The organism is Streptomyces sp. NBC_00328, assembly GCF_036139655.1.
In the GTDB taxonomy this organism is placed as follows: domain Bacteria; phylum Actinomycetota; class Actinomycetes; order Streptomycetales; family Streptomycetaceae; genus Streptomyces.
On record NZ_CP108013.1, the window covers coordinates 6,082,082 to 6,108,530 of the forward strand.

Consider the following 26,449-nt stretch of genomic DNA (forward strand, 5'->3'; position numbering starts at 1 on the left):
AGCGCGGGCCCGCCGGGCCCGCGCTCCCCACAGACGGCCGCCCGCCCCGAAAGGCAGTCGGGGCGGACGGCCCGTACCACCCTGCCAGATCCTCCCGACGTCATCTCGCACACCCTCTGGAGACTCTCAATGCGCACGACGCGCCTTTCGGCGGCCATGGTCGCCGCCGCCGTGGTGTCCGGCACGCTGGCTCTGGCGAGCCCGGCGTCCGCCGACCCCACCCCCGCAGGCACCTTCCGCAAGCTGGTCGGCGTGGGCTCGGACACCACCCAGGATGTGCTCAACGCCCTCGCCGGTGACACGGTCAACGGCAAGGCCTACGCCGACACCGCCGTGAAGGCGGTGAGCGGTGCGGGCGTCGCCTCCTACGACGCGATCGAGCCCGGCACCGGCTCCACCACCTCGAACATCCAGACCCGCACGGGCGGCCCGACCTTCCAGCGCCCCAACGGCTCCGGCAAGGGCCGCCTCGCCCTCAGCATGTCGCTGACCGGCGACAAGTTCCCCGACAGCTCGGGCGTCTCCATCAAGGGCCAGGTCGACTTCGCCCGCTCCTCCAGCGGCCCGAGCACCTCCGGCACCGCCTTCACCTACATCCCGTTCGCGCGTGACGCGGTCGGCGTCGCGGTCCACGGCTCGGCCCTGAACACGCTGACCGTCGACCAGCTCCACGACATCTACTCGGGCACGCTGACCGTGGTGAACGGCCAGACCGTGCACCCGAAGATCCCGCAGAGCGGCTCCGGCACCCGCAAGTTCTTCCTCGGCGCCATCGGCCTCACCGACGCCACGCTCTCCCCGAACGTCGCGACCGTCCAGGAGAACCAGGCCAACGGCGCCCTCGACGCGGACGGCACGCTCGTCCCGTTCTCGGTGGGCAGCTGGATCGCCCAGAACAACGGCATCTCCCCGGACTTCAGCACCACCGCGGCCGCCGCCGGCGCCCACCTGGCCGCCGTGCAGCTCCCCGGCGACGACGGCGCCACCACCCCGGTCACCACCGTGAACGGCAAGCTCGCCCCGGTCGGCGCCTACTACGAGAACGCCACCTTCGGCCGCGACGTCTACAACGTCGTCCCGACCCGGGCGATCGACCCGACCGGCATCTTCTTCGACAAGGACCTCTACGACGTCTTCGTCACCAGCGGCACCCACGAGGCGGCCCTCGCCTCCGACGCCGCCGAGGGCGTCATCGCCAAGTTCGGCTTCGTGAACGAGTCCTACAACGGCTCGGTCAACCCGGCCAAGCACGCCAAGCTGGGCGGCCTGGAGGAGTCCGGCGTCGACGCCTCCACCCCGGCCGCGCCGTCCCTGAGCGGCACCCGCGGCGACGCGAGCGTCAAGCTCAACTGGACCGCCCCGTCCGCCACCGGCCTCCCGGTCACCGACTACCGCGTCACCCTGACCGGTTCGGACGGCGCCGTGGTGGCCGTCAAGGACGTCCCGGCCACCACCACGTCGTACACCTTCAGCGGTCTGGCCCTCGGCCACTACACGGCCGAGGTCTCCGCCGCCAACCTCAACGGCCTCGGTGCCGTCGCCACCTGGACCGGCGACATCAAGTACACGACCGCCCTGAAGGCGACGACCGCGACGACCGCGTACGGCAAGACCCCGAAGGTCGCCGTCACGGTCACCGACACGCACGGCGTCGTCCCGACCGGCACGGTCACCGTGAAGGAGGGCACCACCACCCTCGGCACGGGCACCCTGGACAGCACCGGCAAGGTCTCCGTCAGCCTCTCCAGCCACCTCAAGGTCGCCAAGCACAGCCTCACGGTGTCGTACGCGGGCAACAGCAAGCTGCTGACGTCCAACGGGACCGTCTCGCTGACCGTCTCGAAGGCGGCCCCGGCCGTCACCACCACGGCGCCGGCCTCGATCAGCCACCTCTCGCAGGCCAAGGTCACCGTCAAGGTCACCGCGACCGGCACCACGCCGACCGGCACGGTCCGCATCTACGAGGGCTCGCACGTCATCGCCACCGGCACCCTGAGCGGCGGCAAGGTGACCATCAAGCTGCCGAAGCTGTCCCGCGGCACGCACACCCTGCACGCCTGGTACGTGGGTTCCACCACCGTGAACTCGAAGAACGGCGCCAACTTCAAGATCAAGTCCACCTGATCCATGGCTTGTTGAGCACCACTGGCAGTACCCCGCCGGGGGGCGCCCAGCGCGGCGCTCCCCGGCGGGACCCCTTCCCGCCCCACCCGTTCCCCGAGTTGAGTGAAGGAGACGTGCAGCCGTGACGGTCGCCGTACAGACCACGCTCGCAACACCCGCGCCGCGGCCGGTCGTCCGGAGCGTCACCGCCGTCCGGCATCTCGCCCGCGGCGGCCTGCTCACCCTCGCGGCTCTGCTGCTCGGCCTCACCGCGCAGCTCCTGTTCGTCAGCGGTCTCCAGGAACGAGCGGCGCAGCACACCGCGTACGACTCCCTGCGCGCCCAACTGGCCCTGGGCACCGCCCCGGTGGCCCAGACCGACCAGCAGGGCGACCTGCTCGCCCCCGGCACCCCGGTCGCGATCGTCGACATCCCCGCCCTGCACGTGCGTCAGGTGGTCCTGGAGGGCACCGACTCCGGCGTCATGACCGAGGGCCCCGGCCACCGCAGGGACACCCCGATGCCGGGGCAGGCCGGCACCAGTGTGCTGATGGGCCGCGCCGCCGCGTACGGCGGTCCCTTCGAGCACCTCGACGAACTCGCCGCCGGCGACACGTTCAGCGTGACCACCGGCCAGGGCAAGGCGAAGTACCAGGTCTTCGGCGTCCGGCGCGCCGGTGACCCGGCGCCCGCCCCGCTCGACGCGGGCAAGGGCCGCATGGTCCTCCTCACGGCCACCGGGCCGGACTTCATGCCCGGCGGAGTGCTGCGCGTCGACGCCGAGCTGGTCTCCGCACCCGCGCAGACCCCCGCCGCGGTCATCCGCTCCGGCACGCTGCCCGAGTCCGAGCAGCCGCTGGCCAGGCCCGGCGGAGTGCCGTGGCCGCTGGTGATGTGGCTCCAGGCGCTGATCGCCGTGGCGGTCGCCGCGGTGTGGGCCTGGCACCGCTGGGGCCGCCACCAGACCTGGATCGTGTTCGCGCCGGTCGTCGCCGTTCTCGGCCTCCAGGTCGCGACCCGCGTCACCGAACTGCTGCCGAACCTGATGTGACCCGCCGACCGGCCCCACCCCCGTGGCCCAGCCGGCCCGATCCGACCCGTGACGTAGCAGAGCCCGACCCGTGCCCGGCCCGACGCCGTGCGGAGCCTGACTCGGCCCCGTTACGCAGCAGAGCCCGCCCTGATCCCGTGACCCAGCCGAGCCCGACCCGATCCCGCCATGAGGTGCCCGACGTGACCGATGCGACCGCCGCGCGTGACAACGCCGCGACCGAGACCGCCCCGACCGGCAGTGTGCCGGCCGCCATCGCCGGGACCGGCCGTGCGCCGGCCGGCGCGACCGCCGTGATCGCCCCGGGGACCGCCGTGGCCGACACCGTCGCGCTGCCGCCCGTCCCGTCGGACAGGACGTTCCCGGCCCGGCCCGTGGCCGCCCCCGCCCAGCTCGACGCGCGCGAGGTGTCGGCCTGGTTCGGCAGCCACCTGGTGCTGGAGCGCGTGTCCCTCACGATGCCCGCCGGACAGGTCACCGCCCTGATCGGCCCCTCCGGCTGCGGCAAGTCGACCTTCCTGCGCACCCTCAACCGGATGCACGAGCTGATCCCCTCCGCCGCGATGGCCGGCGAGGTGCTCTTCGAGGGCGAGGACATCTACGCCCCCGAGCGCCGGCTGACCGAGGCCCGACGCCGGATCGGCATGGTCTTCCAGAAGCCGAACCCGTTCCCGGCCATGTCGATCTACGACAACGTGGTCGCGGGCCTGCGTCTGACCGGCACCCGCGCGGGCCGCCGGGAGAAGGACGAGCTGGTCGAGGAGAGCCTGGCCCGGGCCGGCCTGTGGAAAGAGGTCCGGGACCGGCTGCGGCAGCCCGGCGGCGCGCTCTCCGGCGGCCAGCAGCAGCGCCTGTGCATCGCCCGCGCGCTCGCCGTACGGCCCCGGGTGCTGCTGATGGACGAGCCGTGCTCGGCGCTCGACCCGACGTCCACCCGGCGCGTCGAGGGGACCATCCACGAACTCGCCGGCGAGGTGACCGTCGTGATCGTCACCCACAACATGCAGCAGGCGGCCCGCGTCTCGCACCAGTGCGCGTTCTTCCTCGCCGAACAGGGCACCCCGGGCGGCATCGTCGAGCACGGCCCCACCACCGACATCTTCGGCACCCCGAAGGACCAGCGCACCGCGGACTACGTGGCAGGCCGCTTCGGCTGAGCCGCCCACCCGCCCGTGCCGGGGGCGCGAACGGTCCCGCCCGGCCCGGGACCGTGGCGTCCGCCCGGCACCGGCGCCGACACGCCGGGCCCCTCATGACGGAACGTGACTCGAAAATGGCTGGAGACGGTGACACCTCGCCGGGATCCGGGCGCCTCGGTGTGAGACCGTGGAGACCATGAAGGGGATCGAGTCCGGAAACCCCGGGCCTTCTCCGGTGCACATCGGCGGACGCCGCCCGCCGAGTCGGATCACAGCCGGTCACCCGCACCCGTTCAAGATCCAAACGCCCGAAGAGCCGGGCGAGTCTACCCATCCTCGCAGCCGACCATGCACCGCGCGGCCAGATTTTCTTCCCCTAACGGGCTGAACTTTTGTTGATCGTGGGTTAGTTGGCCGCCCGATCGTCCTACCCTTCAAAGGGTGAACCAACTGATGTCCCGAGAGTCCGAGGCCGATCTCCCCGGGGAGCCGCTGCTCCCGGGCGCGCTGCCCGAGGCACTGCGCGCCGAACTAGTCGCGTTCCGTCGCGACTTGCACATGCACCCGGAGCTCGGCAACCAGGAGTTCCGCACCACCGCGGCGATCAAGGCGCGCCTGGAGCAGGCGGGCCTGGAGCCGCGGGTTCTCTCCATCGGCACGGGACTCATCTGTGACATCGGGGACGCGGACGACGTACGCCCCATGCTGGCGCTGCGCGCCGACATCGACGCGCTGCCCATCCCGGACACGAAGAGTGACTGCGCGTACCGCTCGACCGTGCCCGACCGCGCCCACGCCTGCGGCCACGACATCCACACGACGGTCGTGCTCGGCGCCGGTCTCGTCCTCGCCGACCTGCACGCCCAGGGCCTGCTGTCCCGGCGTGTCCGGCTGATCTTCCAGCCCGCGGAGGAGGTACTGCCCGGCGGTGCCCCGGACGCGATCGAGTCGGGCGTGCTCGAAGGCGTCGGGCGGATCGTCGGCGTGCACTGCGACCCGAAGGTCGACGCGGGGCGCATCGGACTGCGCCACGGCGCCATCACCTCGGCGTGCGACCGGCTCGAAGTCGCACTCGACGGCGCGGGCGGCCATACCGCGCGCCCCCACCTCACCACCGACCTCGTCACCGCCGCCGCGCGGGTCGTGACCGACGTGCCGGCGCTCGTCGCCCGGCGCGTGGACGCCCGCAGCGGGCTCGCGGTGACCTGGGGACGCATCGAGTCGGGGCACGCCTGCAACGTGATCCCCCAGCACGCCGAACTGTCCGGCACGATCCGCTGCCTGGACCTCGACGCCTGGCGGGCCGCCCCCGACCTCGTCCACGCGGCCATCGACGAGATCGCGAACCTCTACCGCGCCAAGTCCGAGATCAACTACATCCGGGGCGTCCCGCCGGTCGTCAACGACCCGGCCGTCACCGAACTCCTCCGCGAGGCCATGACCGCCCGGCGCGGCGCGCACTCCATCGAGGACACCGAGCAGAGCCTCGGCGGTGAGGACTTCTCCTGGTACCTGGAGCACGTGCCCGGTGCGATGGCCCGGCTCGGCGTGCGACGTCCCGGCGACCGGACCACCCGCGATCTGCACCGGGGCGACTTCGACGCCGACGAGCACGCGATCACGGTCGGCGTCGAGATGTTCACCGCCGCGGCCCTCCTGGACCAGCCCCCCATTTAGGGCGTAAGGGCGGCGGGACACGGCTGGGTGACTCCGGTCGCGTCCCCCGCCCCCCGGCAGTAGCGTGGTCCGCAGTTCTTCGACAACAGTCACTCCGTGATGCGGGGACCATCCGCTCCGTCACAGGGGGTCCGTCCTGCGGAATCGCCCTGCGACGGCCGTGGTGGGCACTGCGTCCCCGAACACGGCTTTCGGCCGCGTGGTTCACAAGGACGTAACCGGCCACCGGCACGAATGGATAACGGCCAGGCGGAACCCCGTTCCCTGGACGGTCTACGCGCGTTAATGTGCGCCGAACTCAGCACCCACTGCGGGGCTTTGGAGAATGGGGAACTTCAGATGCGTCGGACAGCCAACCTGACCCGAATCGCGGTGGGGGTCGCGTCGCTCGCACTCGCCGCCACCGCCTGCGGCGGGACCAGCAGCGACAGCAACAGCAGCAACAGCAGCGAGAGCGGCGGGGACAAGGGCCTCGCCATCGCGTACGACGTCGGCGGCAAGGGCGACCAGTCCTTCAACGACGCCGCGTTCGCGGGCCTGGAGAAGGCGCAGAAGGAGTTCGGCTACAAGACGGCCGACGTCGAGCCCACCGACAACGAGACGGACGCCGACAAGCAGCAGCGTCTGGAGTCGCTCGCCAAGCAGGGCTACAACCCGGTCATCGGCATCGGCTTCGCCTACGGCCCCGCGCTGGAGAAGGCGGCCGTGAAGTTCCCGAAGACCACCTTCGGCATCGTGGACTCGGTCGTCGAGGGCAAGAACGTGGCCTCCCTGGTCTTCGCCGAGCAGGAGTCCTCGTACCTCGCCGGTGTCGCCGCCGCCAAGGCCACCAAGACCAACACCGTCGGCTTCATCGGCGGTGTGGACGTTCCGCTGATCCACAAGTTCGAGGCCGGCTACACGCAGGGCGTCAAGGACACCAAGCCCGGCGTGAAGGTCCTCTCGCAGTACCTGACGCAGACCGCCGCCGAGGGTGGCTTCTCCAGCCCCGACAAGGGCAAGGCCGCCGCCGAGGGCCAGATCGAGAAGAAGGCAGACGTCCTCTACGCCGCGGCCGGCCTCTCCGGCCAGGGTGTCATCGAGGCCGCCTCCGCGGCGGGCGTGTGGGCGATCGGCGTCGACTCCGACCAGTACAAGCAGGAAGCGCTGGCCAAGTACAAGGACAAGATCCTGACCTCCGCGCTCAAGGACGTCGGCGGCTCGGTCTACACACTGTCCAAGTCGGTCCACGACGGCAAGCCGCTGACGGGCACGCAGACCTTCGACCTCAAGGTCAACGGTGTCGGCCTCGCCGACAGCAACCCGAAGATGGCGGAGATCGCCGGTCTCACCGCGGCCGTGGAGAAGGCCAAGGCGGCCATCATCGACGGCAGCATCAAGGTCAAGACCTCGTAGCCGTGTGAGCGGCTGACCGCGGCGGGCCCTGCCCGCCTCCGGACCGCCTCTCCCACCTCAAGCGGGCCGACACGATCGAAGGACAGCGGAACGGGCGGGCACCCCAGGTGCCCGCCCGTTCCGCTGTCCGTTCCCAGGCCGCTCGCGAGGTCACCATCCGCCACTTTTCCTTCGTGATCGGCGTGTCCCGGGCCCGAGCGCACGTGGCGTCGAGCACAGCCGGATAACAAGGTGGACAGAAGGGGTTTTCTAGTTGGTCTACGCGCGTTAATCTGCGGCGAAGCCAGCGCCGAAGCTGAACCGTCAGGCGCTGAACGACAGGAGCACATGTAATGCGCCGGGTTACCCGCATCGCGCTCGCAGGCACTGCGACCGCCTCTCTCGCCCTCGCTCTGTCCGCCTGCGGCGGCACCTCGACCTCCTCGGACTCCTCGGACTCCAAGGGCGGCAACAAGGGCCTCGCCATCGCGTACGACGTCGGCGGCAAGGGCGACCAGTCCTTCAACGACGCCGCGTTCGAGGGTCTGAAGAAGGCGAAGGGCGAGTTCAAGTACGACACCGCCGACGTCGAGCCCACCGACGGTGAGACGGACGCGGACAAGACCCAGCGTCTGGTCTCCCTGGCCAAGCAGGGCTACAACCCGGTCATCGGCATCGGCTACGCCTACGGCCCGGCCGTCAAGGCCGCCGCGGCGAAGTTCCCGAAGACCACCTTCGGCATCGTCGACGACTCCTCCGTCGAGGCGGCGAACGTCGCGGACCTGGTCTTCTCCGAGCAGGAGGCCTCCTACCTCGCCGGCGTCACCGCGGCCAAGGCCACCAAGACCAACACCGTCGGCTTCGTGGGCGGCGTGGACGTTCCGCTGATCCACAAGTTCGAGGCGGGCTTCGAGCAGGGTGTCAAGGACACCAAGCCCGGCGTCAAGGTCCTCTCGCAGTACCTGACGCAGACCGCCCAGGAGGGTGGTTTCTCCAGCCCGGACAAGGGCAAGGCCGCTGCCGAGGGCCAGATCGAGAAGAAGGCCGACGTCGTCTACGCCGCGGCCGGTCTGTCCGGTCAGGGTGTCATCGAGGCCGCCTCCGCCAAGAAGGTCCTGGCCATCGGTGTCGACTCCGACCAGTACATGCAGGCAGCGCTGTCCCAGTACAAGGACGCGATCCTGACCTCCGCGACCAAGGATGTCGCCAAGGCGGTCTACTCCCTGGCGAAGTCTGTCGAGGATGGCAAGCCCGAGAGCGGTATCGTTCGGGGCGATCTGAAGTCCGGTGAGGTCGGCCTGGCCGACTCCAACCCGGCCTACAAGAGCAACACCGCGATCCAGGACGCCGTCAAGGCCGCCCAGGAGAAGATCATCAGCGGTGCGATCAAGGTCAAGACCAGCTGACGAGCAGTACCTCAGGAGCAGCCAATGCGGTCCCGGGGAAGTTCGGGCAAGTCTTCGTGCCGGCCGGCACGGAGAGGCGTCTGTTCTGCCCCGGAGCCGCTTGGTAACCGCGGGGTTACGTCCGCTCAACGGGATACGAGGAGTGTTGCTCCCCGTATCCCGTTCTCGCGAAACGTGGCCCCTTTCGTTGCCGTAGGGGCGCTACGCGCGTAGACGACCCCCTTTCCCTCAGGAGAGTGCGCCATCAACGCGTCCAGCAGCCCTCCGGCCGGCGCGGTCAACGGTCAGGCGACCGCTGTCGAACTCGCCGGGATCACGAAGCGATTCCCTGGCGTCGTGGCCAACCACGACATCCACCTCAGCGTCCGCAAGGGCACCGTGCACGCCCTCGTCGGCGAGAACGGCGCCGGCAAGTCGACGCTGATGAAGATTCTCTACGGCATGCAGAAGCCGGACGAGGGCACCATCGCCGTCGACGGCGAACAGGTCACCTTCTCGTCGCCGGGCGAGGCCATCGCCCGCGGCATCGGCATGGTCCACCAGCACTTCATGCTGGCCGACAACCTCACCGTCCTGGAGAACGTCGTCCTCGGCAGCGAGAAGCTGTACGGGATCGGCGCCAAGGCCCGCCGCAAGATCGTGGAGCTCTCCGAGCGCTACGGCCTCGGAGCCCGCCCCGACGTCCTCGTCGAGGAGCTCGGTGTCGCCGACCGCCAGCGCGTGGAGATCCTCAAGGTCCTCTACCGCGGCGCCCGCATCCTGATCCTGGACGAGCCCACCGCCGTCCTCGTGCCGCAGGAGGTCGACGCGCTCTTCGACAACCTGCGCGAACTCAAGGCCGAGGGCCTGTCGGTCATCTTCATCTCGCACAAGCTGGGCGAGGTCCTCTCCGTCGCCGACGACATCACGGTCATCCGGCGCGGCACGACGGTCGGCACCGCCGTGCCCTCCGAGACGACCCCGCGCCAGCTCGCCGAGCTGATGGTCGGCAGCGAACTGCCGACGCCCGAGACGTCCGAGTCGACGGTCACCGACCAGGCCGTGATCGAGGTCGAGGACCTGACGGTCTTCGCCAAGGGCACGGTGTCGATGGGCAAGGGCTCGGCGGCCCTGCTCATGGACCAGGTGGAACGCGGCGAAGTACGGCTCGTGCTCAACCACGTCTCCTTCACCATCCACGCCGGTGAGGTGATGGGCATCGCGGGTGTCGAGGGCAACGGCCAGACCGAGCTCATCGACGCGCTGATCGGCCTGAAGGCCGCCGACTCCGGTGTCATCCGCTTCGCGGGCGAGGACATCACCGGGCTGTCCACGCGCAAGCGCCGCGAGAACGGCATCGGCTACATCCCCGAGGACCGCCACCGCCACGGCCTCCTCCTGGAAGCCCCCCTCTGGGAGAACCGCATCCTCGGCCATGTCACCGAGACGCCCAACGCCAAGGGCATCTGGATCGACATCAAGGGCGCCCAGCAGGACACCCGCCGCATCGTCGAGGAATACGACGTGCGCACCCCCGGCATCGACGTCACCGCGGCCTCCCTGTCCGGCGGCAACCAGCAGAAGCTGATCGTCGGCCGCGAGATGAGCCACAAGCCGAAGTTCCTGATCGCCGCCCACCCCACCCGTGGTGTGGACGTCGGCGCGCAGGCGCAGATCTGGGACCAGATCCGCGCGGCGCGCCGTGAAGGACTCGCCGTCCTGTTGATCTCCGCGGACCTGGACGAGCTCATCGGCCTGTCCGACACGCTCCGGGTGATCTACAACGGCAAGCTGGTCGCGGACGCGGACCCGGCCACCATCACCCCGGAGGAACTCGGCTCGGCCATGACCGGTGCCGCTTCCGGACACCTGGAGAACGAGGAGCTCGCCGAAGCGGCCGAGCTCGAAGAGCCCGCCGAGAACCCGGCGGACGCCCCGGAAGACGAGGCCCGCTGATGAAGAAGTTCGACAAGGAGCGCGTGCTCCTCGGGGTGGCCGGACCGGTCATCGCGCTCGTCGTCGCCGTGGCGCTGACCTCGATCGTGCTGCTCGCCTCGGGCAAGAACCCGATCGAGCCGTACACGATCATGTTCCAGCAGGCGACGTACTCCGACATCCAGGTCCTGATCATCAACCAGGCCTCGCTGTACTACATCGCGGCGCTGGCGGTGGCCATCGGCTTCCGGATGAACCTGTTCAACATCGGTGTCGACGGCCAGTACCAGCTCGCCGCCATGATGGCCGCGATCGTCGGCGCGCACGTCGCGCTGCCGGCCGTGCTCCAGGTCCCGCTGCTGATGGTGACCGCCATCTGCACCGGCGCGTTCTGGGCCGGCATCGCCGGTGTCCTCAAGGTCACCCGCGGGGTCAGCGAGGTCGTCGCGACGATCATGCTGAACGCGATCGCGACCTCCGTCATCGCCTACCTGTGGCTGCCCGACGTCTTCGGCGTCAAGCTCGGCAACAACAACACCACCGGCGAGATGCACAAGTCCGGCTGGATCCCCGGCTTCAGCATGGGCGACGCGGGCGAGATCTACGGTCTGGTAATCCTGGCCGTGGTCCTCGGCATCGGCTACTGGATCGTCCTCAACCGCACCCGCTTCGGCTTCGACCTGCGCGCCTCCGGCGCCTCCGAGTCCGCCGCCGCGGCCAGTGGTGTCGACCCCAAGCGCATGGTGCTCACCGCGATGCTGCTCTCCGGCGGCATCGCCGGTCTCGCGGGTCTGCCGATCCTCCTCGGCGACACCCACACGTACAGCCTGAACTTCCCGACCGGCATCGGCTTCCTCGGTATCGGTATCGCGCTGCTCGGCCGCAACAGCCCCGTCGGCATCGCCTTCGCGTCGCTGCTGTGGGCCTGGCTCGAGAAGGCCTCGCCCGAGCTCGACTTCCACGGGTACGACAAGGAGATCGCGGTCATCATGCAGGGCCTGATCGTGATCTCGGTCGTCGTCTCCTACGAGGCCGTGCGCGAGTGGGGTCTGCGCCGCCAGCAGCGCCGCGTCGGCGCCGAACTCGCCGCGGGCAACGTCCTCGGCGGAACCGACAACACCGAGAAGGAGGTGGCGGGCCGATGACCACCGCAACCGACGTCAACCAGCCCACGCTTCAGCCCGGGGCTCCCAAGGGCCGCCGGATGTCGCTCCCCGTCCTCCTGCTGGTGATCGCGGGCGCCCTGGCGCTGACCTCGATCGTCCGCATCATCACCGGCGCGGACGGCATCACCAACGTCAGCCAGATGTCGACCGCGCTCGAACTGGCCGTCCCGATCGGCCTGGCCGGTCTCGGCGGTCTGTGGGCCGAGCGCTCCGGCGTCGTCAACATCGGCCTCGAAGGCATGATGATCCTCGGCACCTGGTTCGGCGCCTGGGCCGGTTACCAGTGGGGCCCGTGGACCGGCATCCTGGTCGGTGTCATCGGCGGCGCCGCCGGCGGTCTGCTGCACGCGATCATCACGGTCACCTTCAACGTCAACCACATCGTCTCCGGTGTGGCCATCAACATCCTGGCGCTCGGCATCACCCGCTACCTCTCCCCGCTCGCCTTCGTGGGCGTCCCGGGCGGCTCCGCCAAGCAGTCCCCGCCGGTCGAGTCGCTCGGCCAGTTCACCGTGCCGGGGCTCTCCGACTGGCTCGCCACCCTGAACTCCAAGGGCTGGTTCTTCGTCTCGGACCTCGCGGGTCTGCTCGGCGGTCTGGTCACCGACGTCTCCTGGCTGACCCTGATCGCCATCGCGCTGATCCCCGCCACCTGGTGGATCCTGTGGCGCACCTCGTTCGGTCTGCGCCTGCGCTCCTGCGGCGAGAACCCGGTCGCCTCCGAGTCGCTCGGCGTGAACGTCTACAAGTACAAGTACATCGCCGTGATCATCTCCGGCGGCCTGGCCGGCCTCGGCGGAGTCTTCCTCTCCATCGTCGCCAACCCCTTCTACCTGGAGGGCCAGACCGCCGGCCGCGGTTACATCGGTCTCGCGGCGATGATCTTCGGCAACTGGATGCCCGGCGGGCTCGCCCTGGGCGCGGTCCTGTTCGGCTACACCGACAGCCTCAACCTGCGCGGCGGCTCCGAGAACGTCCACGCCCTGCTGCTGCTCGGCGCCATCCTGCTCGTGATCGGCGCGATCTGGCTCGCGGTCAAGAAGAAGTACGTGTCCGCCGTCATCACCCTGGTCATCGGCGGCCTCGTGTTCCTCTGGTACGCCACGACCAACGAGGTGCCCAGCCAGATCGTCTCCGCCACTCCGTACGTCATCACCCTTCTCGTCCTCTCCCTGTCGGCGCAGCGCCTGCGCATGCCGAAGGCGGACGGCCTGCCGTACCGGAAGGGACAGGGGAAGTGACGGCCGCCGGCGTGGAGTCCGCGGACGTCGACTGGGAGGAGCTGCGGGAGGTGGCCCGTACGGCGATGTCCCGCGCGTACGCCCCCTACTCGGAGTACCCGGTCGGCGCCGCCGCCCGCGTCGACGACGGCCGGATCATCTCCGGCTGCAACGTCGAGAACGCCTCCTACGGCCTCTCCCTGTGCGCCGAGTGCGGCCTCGTATCGGAGCTGCACACCACCGGCGGCGGCCGGCTGACGCACTTCACGTGTGTCGACGGGCAGGGCGAGATCCTCGTCCCGTGCGGACGCTGCCGGCAGCTTCTGTTCGAGTTCGGCGGCGAGGAACTGATCCTGGAGACACCCCTCGGGCTCGTGCCCCTGTCCGAGATGCTGCCGCAGGCCTTCGGGCCGGGCCATCTCACCAAGTAATGCCCCGCGGCCCCTCCGACCGGCTGACGCCGGGGAGGGGCCGCTCATCTTTCGGAAGGAACGCCATGGCCATGGACGCCGTCTCCGTCATCCGCACCAAGCGGGACCGTGCCGAACTCAGCGATCCGCAGATCGACTGGGTCATCGACGCGTACACCCGCGGCGAGGTCGCCGACTACCAGATGGCCGCGCTCAACATGGCGATCCTGCTCAACGGCATGAACCGCCGTGAGATCGCCCGCTGGACGGCCGCGATGATCTCCTCGGGCGAACGCATGGAGTTCTCCTCCCTGTCCCGCCCGACCGCCGACAAGCACTCCACCGGCGGCGTCGGCGACAAGATCACCCTTCCGCTGGCCCCGCTCGTCGCCGCCTGCGGTGCCGCGGTGCCCCAGCTCTCCGGACGCGGCCTCGGCCACACCGGCGGCACCCTGGACAAGCTGGAGTCGATCCCGGGCTGGCGCGCGCTGCTCTCGAACGAGGAGATGCTGCACGTCCTCGACACCACGGGCGCGGTCATCTGCGCGGCCGGCGACGGACTCGCCCCCGCGGACAAGAAGCTCTACGCGCTCCGCGACGTCACCGGCACGGTCGAGGCGATCCCGCTCATCGCCTCCTCCATCATGTCCAAGAAGATCGCCGAGGGCACCGGCTCGCTGGTCCTGGACGTGAAGGTCGGCACCGGCGCCTTCATGAAGACCATCGAGGACGCCCGCGAGCTGGCCTCCACGATGGTGGGCCTCGGCACCGACCACGGTGTGAAGACGGTCGCGCTCCTCACCGACATGTCGACGCCGCTCGGCCTGACCGCCGGCAACGCCCTGGAGGTCCGCGAGTCCGTCGAGGTCCTCGCCGGCGGCGGCCCCGCCGACGTCGTCGAGCTCACCATCGCCCTGGCGCGCGAGATGCTCGACGCGGCCGGGATCAAGGACGCCGACCCGGCGAAGGCGCTCGCCGACGGCTCCGCCATGGACGTGTGGCGCCGCATGATCGCCGCGCAGGGCGGCGACCCGGACGCCGCGCTGCCCACCGCGCGCGAGACCCACGTCGTCAGCGCCCCGGCCTCCGGTGTGCTGACCCGCCTCGACGCGTACGACATCGGCATCGCCGCCTGGCGCCTGGGCGCCGGACGCGCCCGCAAGGAGGACCCGGTGCAGGCCGGCGCGGGCGTCGAGCTGCACGCCAAGCCGGGCGACACGGTGACGGCGGGCCAGCCCCTCATGACCCTCCACACGGACACCCCGGACCGCTTCGAATACGCGCTCCAGGGGGTCGAGGGCTCGTACGACATCGCCGTGGCCGGCACCGACTTCAAGGCCACCCCGATCGTGCTGGACCGTATCGCCTGACCTGCGGTTTCCTCCTTCGGGTGAACGGGATCGGTGGACCTCCACCGGTCCCGTTCGGCATGCTGTGCTCGGTGACGCACCGATAGGAGACCGCCATGAGCGCACTCACCGTGAGCCAGGACCCCGAGCAGAGCTGGGACGACCTCGTCCGGTTCTGGGAGGAGATGGAATGGCCCGAGGGCAGCAAGGTGGAGATCATTGAGGGGATCATCACCGTGTCACCTGCTCCTGCTGCCCGTCACAACGTGATCGCGGAACGCATCCAGCGTCGCCTCTACTCCGTGATTCCTGAGGACTGGGGGGTCTTCCAGACCCTGGCCAGCGCCGTGCCGTCGCGTCTGGGCATGCTCATCCCGGACATCGTGGTTGCTCCGGTGCCTCTGTGTGCCGAGACGGACACCCACATTCCGGCCGGGCTCGCCGAACTGGTCGTCGAGGTCACCTCGAAGACCAACGCCCGCCACGACCGCGTCAGCAAGCCCGCCGCCTATGCCGCCGCGGGCATCCCGCTCTACCTCCTCGTCGACCGCTGGGCACCCGACGGTCCCACCGTGACCCTCTTCGGGGACCCCAAGGGCGATGTCTACCGCCCCCTCAGCACCGCCAAGTTCGGCGAGCCCGTCAAGCTGCCCGCGCCCTTCGACCTCGTCATCGACACCGGCGAGTTCCCCGAGGACTGAGCGGAGCCCCGAGGCGCGGAGCGTGGTCGCGGTCTGCTTTCCGGCCGCCCGCGATGAGTTCGGAGCCCCCGGCCGGTCTACTGAGCGTGGATTCCGTCGAACCGGCCGTGCTCGTGCTGCCAGGACTCGTCACCCGAGACGAGGTGCCCCGGCTCTGCGAGGCTGTCCGGGCGCTCCTCGGGACGACCGGCGCCGGGGTCGTGGTCTGCGATGTCGCGGGCCTCGGGCCACCCGGCCTCACCGCCGTCGACGCACTGGCCCGCATGGAACTGGCGGCCCGCCGGGCGGGAGGCCGGATACGTCTCGCAGGCCCCGACCCGGCACTGCGCGCCCTACTCGACCTCGTCGGCCTCCGCTTCGAGACCTGCGACGGCGCCGGTCCCGCCGGCTCCGCGGTCTCCGGGAGCTTCGGGCCCGTCGAGATGGAGGGGGAGTCCGAAGAGCGGGAACCAGCGGGCCGTGTCCAGGAAGAAGTGGAACCCGGAGATGCGGCCCTTTGAGATCTCCAGCACCTGCACCGACCAGGGCGTGTGGCCGCCCGTCTCCTCGTCCGGCTTGTACTGCGCGAACCCCGGCATGCCGTTGACCTCCACCGGGATCAGGCGCGAGTCCGCGCAGGCGGCGCCCAGCGTCGTCATGAAGCCGGTGATGTCCTGCGGGCCCCGCAGCCACAGGTCGAACGGCGGCATCGTCATGACCGCGTCCTCGTGCAGGAGCGCCGTCAGAGCCGTCATGTCGTACCCCTCGAAAGCCGCCACGTAGCGTTCGAGGAGCTTCTGCTGCTCCTCGTCGAGCGGGTCGGAGGTCGCGGCGTCCGCGCCCGTCCCGTCGTTCTCCGCGAGGGTGGCGCGGGCCCGCTGGAGGGCGCTGTTGACCGAGGCGACCGTGGTCCCGAGCAGCTCGGCGACCTCGCTCGCCCGCCACGCGAGGACCTCGCGCAGGATGAGCACCGCCCGCTGCTTGGGCGGAAGCTGCTGGAGGGCCGCCATGAAGGCCAGGCGCACCGATTCCTTGGCCACCGCGGCCTCCGCCGGATCGCTGGTCGTCGGCAGCACGCGGCCGTCGGGCATCGGCTCCAGCCACGTGTTGTCCGGGCGGGGGGTGAGCGCGGCCTGCGCCAGCGGCGAGGGGCCCGTGAGATCCATCGGACGAGCCCTTCGGTTGCCCGCGTTGAGCATGTCCAGACACACGTTCGTCGCGATCCGGTACAGCCAGGACCGCATCGAGGAGCGGCCCTCGAACTTGTCGTAGCTGCGCCAGGCCCGGACCATCGTGTCCTGCACCGCGTCCTCGGCCTCGAAGGACGAGCCGAGCATGCGGTAGCAGTACCCGGTCAGCTCGACGCGGTGTTTCTCCAGCCGGACGTCCAGGTCCGTCGTCGTCGCCGTACCCTCGCTCATCGCCAACCCACCCCTGTGGCCTTTTTGATTCGCGCGTCATCGCGCCGGCACTTCGGAAGCTACCGCAGCCCACTGACAATGGCTGGCGGAGCGGGGAAAGCCGCAGGTCACAGGGGGTATTCCAGAGGGTGATCCGGGTCTGGTGGCCGTCCGGGGCCCCTGTGGGTCCCGGACGGGCCTCTGGTGGGTCCCGGACGGCCCTCAGTGGGCCGGCGCGGGCGCGGGCGCGCGGCGCGAGGCGGTACGGGCCGCGCGGGAGCCGAACAGGGTGATCGAGACGACTCCGAGCACCGCGAACAGCCCCATGGCCACCGTGCCCGCCCAGCCCCCCGCGTGGAAGGCGACCGCGCCCAGCGTGCTGCCGGCACTGGAGCCGATGTAGTACGCGGACTGGTAGAGGGCCGAGGCCTGCGCCCGCCCGGTCTTCGCGGTGTGGCTCACCGACGACGACGCCACCGCGTGGCCCGCGAAGAAGCCCGCGGTGATCAGGACCAGGCCGAGCAGGACCAGAGCCAGGGAACCGGCCAGGGACAGGAGCAGCCCGGCCGTCGTGGTGGCGCCCGCCACGTAGAGGGAGCCGCGGCGGCCCAGCCGGCCCGCGAGACGGCCCGCCGTCGACGCCGACACCGTACCGACGAGATAGACGAGGAAGACCGAGCCGACGAGGCCCTGCGGGAGCGAGAACGGCGCCTCGGCGAGGCGGTAGCCGATGACCGTGTAGACCCCGCCGAACACCATCATGAACAGCGCGCCGATCGCGTACAGCCGGCACAGCAGCGGGTTCGCGAGGTGGTCGCGCACCGTGCGGGCCAGCACCCGGGGCCGCAGCGAACCCCGCGCGAAGTGCCGCGGTGCCGGAAGCAGCATCCGGAAGGCCACCGCGCAGCCCACGGCGATCAGCCCGATCGTGCCGACGGCCACCCGCCAGCCCCATTCCTGCGCCACCCAGCCGGTGATGATCCTGCCGCTCATCCCGCCGACGCTGTTGCCCGCGACGAACAGGCCGATCGCGGTGATCAGCGCCTTGGGGCGGACCTCCTCCGCCAGGTACGCCGTCGCCGACGCCGGGAGTCCCGCGAGCGCCGCGCCCTGTACCGCCCGCAGCACCACCAGCGCGCCGATCGACGGCGCGAAGGGGACCAGCAGGCCCACGGTGACCGCCACCGCCAGGGACGCCGTCATCAACGTACGCCGTCCGAAGCGCTCCGACAGCGCGCTCATCGGCAGGACGAACAGCGCGAGCCCGCCCGTCGCGGCCGACACCGTCCAGCTCGCCTCGCTCGCGCTGACCCCGAAGTCCGAGGAGACCAGCGGGAGCAGGGCCTGGGTGGAGTAGAGGAGCGCGAAGGTCGCGACGCCCGCGAGGAAGAGCGCGAAGCTCATCCGGCGGTAGCCGGGCCCGCCGGGGGCCATGCGGGAATCCGCGGTGGCGGTGGCGGTGGCGGTGGGGACGGAGACGGTGACGGGAGCGGAGGCGGCGGCGCCCGCGGTGACGGGCGCCCCGGTACTGGCGGAAGGCATGCCTCGAACCTAAGGACCCCGTCGTTCATCCGTCCAATGCATGGAATCGCCATAATCGTTCCCATGGCGCATCAGCAGAGGTCACAGCTTCACCTGTCACCGTTCAGTGACACAGAAGACAGCGCGCACTTCGCGAAACTGCTCGCCCCGCGCCTGGCGTACTTCGCCGGTGTCGCCCGCACCGAGCACGTCACCCGGGCCGCGGAGCAGATGGGGGTCCCGCAGTCGACCCTGTCCCGGGCCATGGTCCGGCTCGAACAGGACCTGGGAGTAGACCTGTTCGCGCGCCGTGGCCGGACCGTGTCGCTGACCCCGGCCGGCCGCACCTTCCTCGCCTCCGTGGAACGGGCCCTCGCCGAGGTCGAGCGCGCCGCCGACGAGGTGCGCGCGGACGCCGACCCGGCCACCGGCAAGGTCGCCTTCGGCTTTCTGCACACGATGGGATCGGAGACGGTGCCGGGGCTGATCCGCGCGTTCCGCGCCGACCACCCGGGCGTCCGCTTCAGCCTCGTGCAGAACTACGGGGAGGCCATGCTGGAGCGGCTGCGGTCGGGCGAACTGGACCTGTGTCTGACCTCGCCCGTGCCGGACGCGCCCGATCTGGTGGGCCGCCGGCTCGACGAGCAGAAACTCCGTCTGGTCGTGCCCGCCGACCATCCGCTCGCCGCGCGCAGGCGCGTCCGGCTCGCCGAGGCGGCCGACGAGACCTTCGTGACCCTGGAGCCCGGCTACGGGATGCGCGTCATCACCGACGATCTGTGCCAGGAGGCGGGGTTCCGGCCGCGCATCGCCTTCGAGGGCGAGGAGGCGGAGACGCTCCGGGGCCTGGTCGCCGCCGGCCTCGGCGTCGCCCTGCTGCCGCCACCGGCCGTCGCCCGTCCGGGAGTCGTCGAACTCACGGTCACCGCCCCGCGGGCCGTGCGCGAGATCGGCGTCGCCTGGCTGGACGGCCACCCGGACACCCCGCCGGTGGCCGCCTTCAAGAAGTTCCTGCTCTCCCGCCGCGGCCACCTGCTGCCCGACTGAGCCTCCGGGCGACTCCGCTGTCCCGCTGCCAGGCCACCCGCTGTCGGGCTAGCGGCGCAACGACTGCCCGAAGCCCGCCGCCAGCGGCATCCGCAGGCCCAGGGGCGGCGGTGCGGCGAAGGCGTCCTCGACCGGGCGGGAGAAGGAGTGGCCGAACAGCGATCCCAGCACGAAGTCCTCCGCGAGGGCCAGGACTTCGTGCCGGTGCTGGTGCAGCGCGTGCCCGTCCGAGTGGACCTCGAAGCGGCAGATGCCGCGGTTGGTCTTCTTCGCGCGCGCGGCGAGCCGGAAGGACAACTCCGGGTCGGTGCGCGCGTCGTTGGTGCCGTGCACGATCAGCACGCGCCGCCCGGCGAGCTGTTTCACCGGTTCGGGTGGCGCCGCGACATCGTCCTCCGGCAGCCAGGGTGCCAGCGCCAGCACGGAGTTGACGGCCGGGTGCCCGCCCGCGCGCAGCGCCGCCCGGCCGCCCATGTCGATGCCCGCCAGACACACGGGCACGTCGCCGTAACGGCGGACGACCTCGTCCGCGGCCCAGGACGCGTCGGACGCGAGATGGGCCTCGCTGCCGTTCCAGCCGCGTACCCGGTAGTGCACCACGTGGCTGACCAGGCCTTCCGCGCGTCCGGCGCGGGTCAGCCGGCGCCCGAGCGCACGTACGGAGGCGGTCGCCATCATGGGGGAGGGTCTTCGGGCCGAGGTCTCCTCGCCGCCCGGCAGCAGCAGAACAACTCCGCTGACCGCCGTCGGCTCGGGGCCGAGCGCCCTCCCCAGCCGGGCCCTGCGAACCGGCGTCGCTTGCTGTGCCATGACAGAACAGTGTCAGAAGCAAGGGTGTACGCCACCCGTCCGCACGGTCACCGTTACGTATCGACGGATTCGTACAACAGGAGATCTACGCGCGTAGGGGCTAGAGTGCGAAAATGACGAGCCAGATCCGGAACACCCCGAGCTCGGAGCAGATCCGCCGGGCGCCCAAGGTCCTGCTGCACGATCACCTCGACGGGGGCCTGCGCCCCGGCACGATCGTCGAACTCGCCCGCGACACCGGCTACTCCGGCCTCCCCGAGACCGATCCCGGCAAGCTCGGGATCTGGTTCCGCGAGGCCGCCGACTCCGGTTCGCTGGAGCGGTACCTGGAGACCTTCGCCCACACCTGTGCCGTCATGCAGACCCGCGAGGCCCTGGTGCGGGTCGCCGCCGAGTGCGCCGAGGACCTCGCCGAGGACGGGGTCGTCTACGCCGAGGTGCGGTACGCGCCCGAGCAGCACCTGGAGGGCGGGCTCAGCCTCGAAGAGGTCGTCGAGGCGGTCAACGAGGGCTTCCGGGAAGGGGAGCGGCTGGCCCGGGAGAACGGCCACCGCATCCGGATCGGTGCCCTGCTGACCGCCATGCGGCACGCGGCCCGCGCCCTGGAGATCGCCGAGCTCGCCAACCGCTACCGCGACTCGGGCGTCGTCGGCTTCGACATCGCGGGCGCAGAGGCCGGCTTCCCGCCCACCCGGCACCTCGACGCCTTCGAGTACCTCAAGCGGGAGAACAACCACTTCACGATCCACGCCGGCGAGGCGTTCGGTCTGCCGTCCATCTGGCAGGCCCTCCAGTGGTGCGGCGCCGACCGGCTCGGGCACGGCGTCCGCATCATCGACGACATCCAGGTGCGCGAGGACGGCTCGGTGGAACTCGGCCGGCTCGCGTCGTACGTCCGCGACAAGCGCATCCCGCTGGAGCTGTGCCCCAGTTCCAACCTCCAGACCGGCGCCGCGGACTCGTACGCGGCCCACCCCATCGGGCTGCTGCGGCGGCTGCATTTCCGCGCCACGGTCAATACCGACAATCGCCTCATGTCGGGTACGAGTATGAGCCGGGAATTCGAGCACCTTGTCGAGGCGTTCGGTTACTCGCTCGAGGACATGCAGTGGTTCTCGGTCAATGCTATGAAGTCAGCATTCATTCCTTTCGATGAACGCCTCGCCATGATCAATGACGTGATCAAGCCTGGATATGCAGAATTGAAGTCCGAATGGCTGTTCCAGCAGACCGCCTCCACCAGCGGTTCTGTAGGAGAACAAGCCTGATCGGGGTGAATGCGAAACGGCCGGGTCTTCACTTCTCCTCCATGACTCGGCCGCTTTTCGTTGTTTGCGGAGGGTGGGATTACGTGTTTACGGTTCTGGACCGCTCACATACCCGTCTCACCCACCCCAAGGACGCATTCACGATGAAGCAGTCTGCTGTCAAGACTCTCGGTGTCGCCGCTCTCGGCGCCGCTTTCGCCGCTGCCGGCGCGGGTGCCGCGAACGCCGCCCCGGCCGTGCCGGACGCCTCCTCGGCGCTGGACGCCGTCACCAGGACGCTGCCCGCCGAGACCACCGCCGCGGCGCTGCCCGCTGCCGGCCAGGCGCTCGCCCAGGGCCAGAGCGCCGTCGGCACGGATGTGATCGCCGCGAATCCCGCCGCCACGCGTCTGCTCGCCGACAGGCAGGCCGCGCCCGTGACCGGACTGCTCGGAGGGATGCCGCTGCAGGGCCTGCCCACGCACGGCGTGCCGGTCAACGGGATTCCGCTGGGCTGACGTTCTCCGTGGGACGGAGGTCCCCCGCCTGTCCGGGCGCGGGGCCTTCCGGCCGTACGAGGACGGGCCGCGCGCATCGCGGCCGCTCCGGCTGTACGAACGCCGGTGGGGCACACCCTCCCCGGGTGTGCCCCACCGGCGTTCGCCGTGTCCCACGCCGGCCGCCGCCGGGTGCCCGCCCGGGTCACCAGGCGTTGCGGGAGACCTTGTCCTCGGACGGGAAGAGGATCCACAGCGCTATGTAGAGCAGGAACTGCGGGCCGGGAAGCAGGCAGGACACGACGAAGACGACACGCATCGTCGTCGCCGAGGTGCCGAAGCGCCGTGCCAGCGCAGCACAGACTCCGCCGATCATGCGGCCGTTCGTGGGGCGGGCAAGGGCGGTCATGGTGGCTCCTTCGCGAACCGTCGTCGAGTGCCGGCGGGGCCGGCCTCGTCGTTCTCACCGGTGCCTTCACCGATGCCCTCAACGTTACGAGGACGACGTGCGCGAAACCTCGCTCCAGGGAGCGATCCCGACCCTGGGAATCGTCGGGGTCCGACCCTGAGCGTGGTCCTCCCGGCGGACGGCCGCGCGGCGCCGCGTCTCGGCCCTGCGACGGAGCCGGGCCCTGACGGCGGGGACGACCGCGAGATGCGCGAGGGCCACCCCGAGGGTGTTGAGCATGATCGAGTCGATGTCCACGACCTGGCCGGGCACCCCGGTCTGGAGCAGTTCTATGCCCAGCGAGAGCAGCACGCCGGCGGCGGTCGTCCGCAGGAGCGAGCCGAGGGGGAAGGCGGCGAGCCTGCCCCCCGCCATCGGGAGCAGCACACCCAGCGGGGCGAGCAGGCCGAGGCCCGCGGCGATACGCCGGGCCGCCACCTCGGGGCCCAGTGCGAGGTCGGCTCTGATACCCGCGAAGGGCCGCAGGTTGGCGGCGCTCACCCAGGGGACGTCCAGCGGACGCAGCGTGATCCAGGCGACGAGCGCCAGGTGTGCGACGAGGAGGACACCTCCTGCCACACGGACGCGGGTGACGGCGCTGCCGTCCTCTGAACCATGACGCTGCACGCCCCCCAAGACGCGGGCTCCGGCACGATCGGTTCCGTTGCGCTGGTTTTCGGCCTCGCTGCGTTACGAATTCCGGACAGCCGTCGACGTCGGGGACGTGTCGCCGGGGGCGGCGCGCACCTCGGGGGTGCACTCGTAACTGCGCAGGCCGGAGGGGGCGGGACCGCCGAGGACGACACTGCCGTCGTCCCGCGCCGCGGCCGAGTCCGAGAAGGTGCAGACGATCTGGCCGAGGGCCGTAGGCGTGAGGTCCTGCGGTGAGGTGCTCAGCCGGAGCGCGTCCTCGGGGTCCCCCTCGCGGGGCCCGCTGACCGTCATGCCGCCGCGTACGTCCGTCGTGTACCCGGCCTGTTCCTCGGGCGTCGACGGTGCCTCGGCGAGCTCGTCCAGCAGCGCCTGGGCCACCAGGGCCCGGCGCGCCGACTCCGCCGTACCGTCCGCGATGCGCACCGACCGGTCGACCGTGACCAGTTGTTCCGAGCACAGCAGGAAGACCTGGACCGGCACCCCGTGCGAGGACTGGGTGGCGATGTCGGGGCCGGAGAGCGCGCAGGGCACGCGGGAGGGCGCCGGACCGAAGTCGGTCGGCACCTGTGTGGGACGGATACCGCACCCGGTGAGCAGCACGGCGAGCACCGCCACGGCCGGCCAGGGCCGTACCCCGCCCGGCCGCCGGGGCCGGAACGAGCGTCCCGGCCGCGCGGAACCCGCCGCCCGCAGACGCCCGGGGGCCGCGGAGCCGGCGGCCTGCGGGCGGGTGGTGTCCGGGGAGTCGGCGGCCTGCGGGCGGGTGGTGTCCGGGGAGTCGGCGGCCCGTGGGCGGGTGGTGTCCGGGGAGTCGGCGGCCCGTGGGCGGGCGGTCTCCGGGGAGCCGGTGGGCCGGGAGGGGTGGGGAACCTCCGGGGCCGTGGGGTGTGCGGTGGTCATCCGGCGGTGCCTTCCGTGCCGTTCCCGTGCGCGGAGGCGTCACGGCCCCGCAGGTCGTCGGCGAGCAGTTCCGACGCGTCCTGGGGCAGGCGCAGCGTGAAGACCGCCCCGCCCCCCGGCGCGTTCGCCGCGGTGATCTCGCCGCCGTGGATGTGTGCGTTCTCCAGGGCGATGGAGAGCCCGAGGCCGCTGCCCTCGGAACGCGGACGGGACGCGCTGGCCTTGTAGAACCGGTCGAAGACGTGCGGCAGGACGTCCTCGGGAATACCGGGACCGTGGTCCTGCACCTCGATGACCAGTTCCTCGCCCTCGCCCTCCATGCGCACCGACACCCGGACGGGTGAACCACCGTGCTTGAGCGCGTTGCCGATCAGGTTCGCCAGGATCACGTCGAGGCGGCGCGGGTCGAGCCGCGCCGTCATGCCGCGCTCGGCGTCCAGGTCGACGGCGTCCAGCCAGGCGCGCGCGTCGATGCACGCGGTGATCTGGTCGGCGATGTCCACGGCGTCGAGGATGAGCCGGGCGGTGCCCGCGTCGAACCGGGTCACCTCCATCAGGTTCTCCACGAGGTCGCCCAGACGCCGGGTCTCGCTGACGACCAGCCGTACGGCCGGCTCGATCATCGGGTCGACGCTGCCGGTCTCCGCGTCCAGTTCCTCCTCGAGGATCTCGGTGACGGCGGTGATCGCGGTGAGCGGCGTCCGCAGTTCGTGGGACATGTCGGCGACGAACCGGCGGGAGGCCTCGTCCCGGGCGCTCATGTCCGCGACCCGCTTCTCCAGCGACTCCGCCGTCCGGTTGAACGTCCGTGACAGGTCGGCGAGTTCGTCCGTGCCGGAGACTCGCAGCCGGGTGTCCAGCTTTCCCTCGCCGAGCCGGCGGGCCGCGATGCCCAGCCGGTGGACCGGCTTGAGGACCGTGGTCGCGGCGGCCTGGGCGAGCAGCGCCGAGCCGATCAGCGCGAGCCCCGTCGCGATCCCCAGCGACCAGGCGAGGGAGTTGAGGTCCTTGGCCTCCGGCTCCAGGGACTTGAGCATGTAACCGGTCGTGGAGCCGTCGATCACCCGGGCCCCGCCCACGAGGTACGACTTGTCGTGCTGGATGATCCGCTGCCAGTACAGGTGGTACGCGGACTTGTTGGTCGAGGTCAGCGGCTGCTGCTTGTTCACCGCCTTCTGGAGGGACTTGGGTACGTCCTCCAGCGTGAACGTGTCCAGCTCGGAGTTGCCGGTGATCATCTTGCCGTCGGCGGCCTCGGCGGTCAGCAGCACACTGAAACGCTGGCTGCTGTTCGCCATCTGCCCGGCCGTGCGCTGGAGTTCGTCCTGCGCCGGATGCACGGGCAGCATGCTCGCGTGGTTGCGCATCTCCTGCTGGAAGTCACGCAGCACCGCGTCCTGGGTACGCGTCAGCACGGCCTCGCGGTTGAGCCAGTACGCGATGCCCGACGCGGACACCGCGGCGGTGAGCGCGACGAGTCCGAACACCACGACCAGCCGCAGCCGCAGGCTGGTGAAGCGCAGACCGGACAGCAACGCCTTGCGCGCCGCGGCCCAGCCGCGGAGCTTGCCCTGCGGTTTGGTCACTGAGGATTGTCCAGCCGATAGCCGACGCCACGCACGGTACGGATCAGGGTGGGAGAGGACGGCACGTCCTCCACCTTGGCGCGCAGCCGCTGCACACAGGCATCGACCAGGCGTGAGTCGCCCAGGTAGTCGTGCTCCCACACCAGACGCAGCAACTGCTGCCGGGACAGGGCCTGTCCGGGCCTGCGGCTCAGCTCGAGGAGCAACCGCAGCTCGGTCGGTGTCAGCTGCAGATCCTCACCGTTCTTGGTGACCGTCATGGCGGCACGGTCGATGACCAGCGAGCCGAACGAAGCCGAGTCGTTCGCCTCCCGCTCGCCGCGGCGCAGCACGGCGCGGATCCGGGCGTCGAGCACCCGGCCCTGCACCGGCTTGACGACATAGTCGTCGGCGCCGGACTCCAGTCCGACCACGACGTCGATGTCGTCGCTGCGCGCGGTCAGCAGGATGATCGGCAGTTGGTCGGTGCGCCGGATGCGCCGGCACACCTCGAATCCGTCGATGCCGGGCAGCATCACATCCAGCACGATCAGATCCGGTCGCTGCTCGCGCAGCAGCTTCAGACCGTCCTCGCCGGTGGCAGCGGTGGCCACGCGGTGTCCCTGGCGCGTCAAAGAGAGCTCCAGGGCCGTACGGATGGCGTCGTCGTCCTCGATCAGCAACAGGGAAGGCACGGACGTCATTCTGGCCCATGTCATGCTCGGGTATCGACTGTTGGAGCGCTCCCACTCGTCTCCCGGGCACAACGAAGGCCCTCGCGGGCGGCGTCCGGGGCCCAAGTGGTCATCTGCGTAGTCGTACCGCTCTTCTCTGTGATCGCGCTGTGCCGCGCCTGGGGGCGGCCCCTGTG

General features: G+C 70.7%; 23 protein-coding genes and 1 pseudogene. 16 read left to right on the forward strand and 8 right to left on the reverse strand.

Going from position 1 to position 26,449, the window contains the following annotated elements:
* Window positions 1-129 precede the first annotated feature (129 nt).
* From OG485_RS26750 to OG485_RS26810, 13 genes and pseudogenes are all read left to right on the forward strand, one after another.
* The gene (locus tag OG485_RS26750) at window positions 130-2,124 is read left to right on the forward strand and encodes an Ig-like domain repeat protein (RefSeq protein WP_328671072.1); all 1,995 of its coding nucleotides are present in this window, start codon (window positions 130-132) and stop codon (window positions 2,122-2,124) included.
* A gap of 121 nt (window positions 2,125-2,245) precedes the next feature.
* Window positions 2,246-3,154: a sortase gene (locus OG485_RS26755; RefSeq protein WP_328671073.1), complete on the forward strand. Its 909-nt coding sequence runs from the start codon at window positions 2,246-2,248 to the stop codon at window positions 3,152-3,154.
* A gap of 374 nt (window positions 3,155-3,528) precedes the next feature.
* Complete coding sequence (gene pstB, locus OG485_RS26760; RefSeq protein ID WP_328674667.1) at window positions 3,529-4,311, forward strand: phosphate ABC transporter ATP-binding protein PstB; 783 nt, start codon at window positions 3,529-3,531, stop codon at window positions 4,309-4,311.
* 435 nt (window positions 4,312-4,746) lie between these two features.
* The gene (locus OG485_RS26765; RefSeq protein WP_328674669.1) at window positions 4,747-5,970 is read left to right on the forward strand and encodes an amidohydrolase; all 1,224 of its coding nucleotides are present in this window, start codon (window positions 4,747-4,749) and stop codon (window positions 5,968-5,970) included.
* Window positions 5,971-6,309: 339 nt separating this feature from the next.
* Window positions 6,310-7,365, forward strand: a complete 1,056-nt coding sequence (locus tag OG485_RS26770) for a BMP family lipoprotein (protein ID WP_328671074.1) — start codon at window positions 6,310-6,312, stop codon at window positions 7,363-7,365.
* A 332-nt stretch (window positions 7,366-7,697) separates the two neighbouring features.
* Window positions 7,698-8,750 carry a BMP family lipoprotein gene (locus OG485_RS26775; protein ID WP_328671075.1) on the forward strand — a complete coding sequence of 351 codons (1,053 nt, stop codon included), beginning with the start codon at window positions 7,698-7,700 and terminating at the stop codon, window positions 8,748-8,750.
* A gap of 243 nt (window positions 8,751-8,993) precedes the next feature.
* On the forward strand, window positions 8,994-10,685 hold the full coding sequence (locus tag OG485_RS26780; RefSeq protein ID WP_328674670.1) for an ABC transporter ATP-binding protein: 1,692 nt from the start codon (window positions 8,994-8,996) through the stop codon (window positions 10,683-10,685).
* Window positions 10,685-11,809: an ABC transporter permease gene (locus OG485_RS26785; RefSeq protein ID WP_328671076.1), complete on the forward strand. Its 1,125-nt coding sequence runs from the start codon at window positions 10,685-10,687 to the stop codon at window positions 11,807-11,809. Before OG485_RS26780 ends, OG485_RS26785 begins: the two co-directional genes overlap by 1 nt.
* Window positions 11,806-13,071 (forward strand): ABC transporter permease, encoded by a 1,266-nt coding sequence (locus tag OG485_RS26790; RefSeq protein WP_328671077.1) that lies wholly within the window; start codon window positions 11,806-11,808, stop codon window positions 13,069-13,071. The genes OG485_RS26785 and OG485_RS26790 overlap by 4 nt, the downstream gene beginning before the upstream one ends.
* On the forward strand, window positions 13,068-13,481 hold the full coding sequence (locus OG485_RS26795; RefSeq protein WP_328671078.1) for a cytidine deaminase: 414 nt from the start codon (window positions 13,068-13,070) through the stop codon (window positions 13,479-13,481). The genes OG485_RS26790 and OG485_RS26795 overlap by 4 nt, the downstream gene beginning before the upstream one ends.
* Window positions 13,482-13,546: 65 nt before the next feature.
* Window positions 13,547-14,830, forward strand: a complete 1,284-nt coding sequence (locus OG485_RS26800; RefSeq protein WP_328671079.1) for a thymidine phosphorylase — start codon at window positions 13,547-13,549, stop codon at window positions 14,828-14,830.
* Between the two features lie 95 nt (window positions 14,831-14,925).
* Window positions 14,926-15,510 (forward strand): Uma2 family endonuclease, encoded by a 585-nt coding sequence (locus OG485_RS26805; protein ID WP_328671080.1) that lies wholly within the window; start codon window positions 14,926-14,928, stop codon window positions 15,508-15,510.
* Between the two features lie 53 nt (window positions 15,511-15,563).
* Window positions 15,564-15,803 (forward strand): annotated as a pseudogene (locus OG485_RS26810) (STAS domain-containing protein); the annotation flags it as partial.
* A 39-nt stretch (window positions 15,804-15,842) separates the two neighbouring features.
* Here the strand turns inward: OG485_RS26810 and OG485_RS26815 are convergent.
* Window positions 15,843-16,910, reverse strand: coding sequence for a sigma-70 family RNA polymerase sigma factor (locus OG485_RS26815; RefSeq protein WP_328671081.1), 1,068 nt, complete (start codon window positions 16,908-16,910; stop codon window positions 15,843-15,845).
* A 201-nt stretch (window positions 16,911-17,111) separates the two neighbouring features.
* Entirely contained in the window at window positions 17,112-18,431 is a 1,320-nt protein-coding gene (locus tag OG485_RS26820; RefSeq protein ID WP_328671082.1) for an MFS transporter, read from the reverse strand.
* A gap of 63 nt (window positions 18,432-18,494) precedes the next feature.
* Between OG485_RS26820 and OG485_RS26825 the strand changes: the two genes are divergently transcribed.
* Window positions 18,495-19,457, forward strand: coding sequence for a LysR family transcriptional regulator (locus OG485_RS26825; protein WP_328671083.1), 963 nt, complete (start codon window positions 18,495-18,497; stop codon window positions 19,455-19,457).
* A 48-nt stretch (window positions 19,458-19,505) separates the two neighbouring features.
* On the opposite strand, the gene OG485_RS26830 is transcribed toward OG485_RS26825, so the two are convergent.
* The gene (locus OG485_RS26830) at window positions 19,506-20,267 is read right to left on the reverse strand and encodes an alpha/beta hydrolase (protein WP_328671084.1); all 762 of its coding nucleotides are present in this window, start codon (window positions 20,265-20,267) and stop codon (window positions 19,506-19,508) included.
* Window positions 20,268-20,380: 113 nt separating this feature from the next.
* On the opposite strand from OG485_RS26830, the gene OG485_RS26835 reads away from it, so the two are divergent.
* The gene (locus tag OG485_RS26835; RefSeq protein WP_328671085.1) at window positions 20,381-21,535 is read left to right on the forward strand and encodes an adenosine deaminase; all 1,155 of its coding nucleotides are present in this window, start codon (window positions 20,381-20,383) and stop codon (window positions 21,533-21,535) included.
* A gap of 143 nt (window positions 21,536-21,678) precedes the next feature.
* Complete coding sequence (locus OG485_RS26840) at window positions 21,679-22,032, forward strand: ATP-binding protein (protein ID WP_328671086.1); 354 nt, start codon at window positions 21,679-21,681, stop codon at window positions 22,030-22,032.
* A gap of 184 nt (window positions 22,033-22,216) precedes the next feature.
* Here OG485_RS26840 and OG485_RS26845 read toward each other — a convergent pair whose 3' ends face one another.
* The 5 genes from OG485_RS26845 to afsQ1 form a co-directional block, all read right to left on the reverse strand.
* Window positions 22,217-22,420, reverse strand: coding sequence for a PspC domain-containing protein (locus tag OG485_RS26845; RefSeq protein ID WP_328448921.1), 204 nt, complete (start codon window positions 22,418-22,420; stop codon window positions 22,217-22,219).
* Window positions 22,421-22,504: 84 nt separating this feature from the next.
* Window positions 22,505-23,086 carry a VanZ family protein gene (locus OG485_RS26850; protein WP_328674672.1) on the reverse strand — a complete coding sequence of 194 codons (582 nt, stop codon included), beginning with the start codon at window positions 23,084-23,086 and terminating at the stop codon, window positions 22,505-22,507.
* A 63-nt stretch (window positions 23,087-23,149) separates the two neighbouring features.
* Complete coding sequence (locus OG485_RS26855; RefSeq protein ID WP_328674674.1) at window positions 23,150-23,728, reverse strand: hypothetical protein; 579 nt, start codon at window positions 23,726-23,728, stop codon at window positions 23,150-23,152.
* A 281-nt stretch (window positions 23,729-24,009) separates the two neighbouring features.
* The gene (locus OG485_RS26860; RefSeq protein ID WP_328671087.1) at window positions 24,010-25,599 is read right to left on the reverse strand and encodes a HAMP domain-containing sensor histidine kinase; all 1,590 of its coding nucleotides are present in this window, start codon (window positions 25,597-25,599) and stop codon (window positions 24,010-24,012) included.
* Window positions 25,596-26,273 (reverse strand): two-component system response regulator AfsQ1, encoded by a 678-nt coding sequence (gene afsQ1 / locus OG485_RS26865; RefSeq protein ID WP_037625670.1) that lies wholly within the window; start codon window positions 26,271-26,273, stop codon window positions 25,596-25,598. Before afsQ1 ends, OG485_RS26860 begins: the two co-directional genes overlap by 4 nt.
* Window positions 26,274-26,449: the final 176 nt, after the last annotated feature.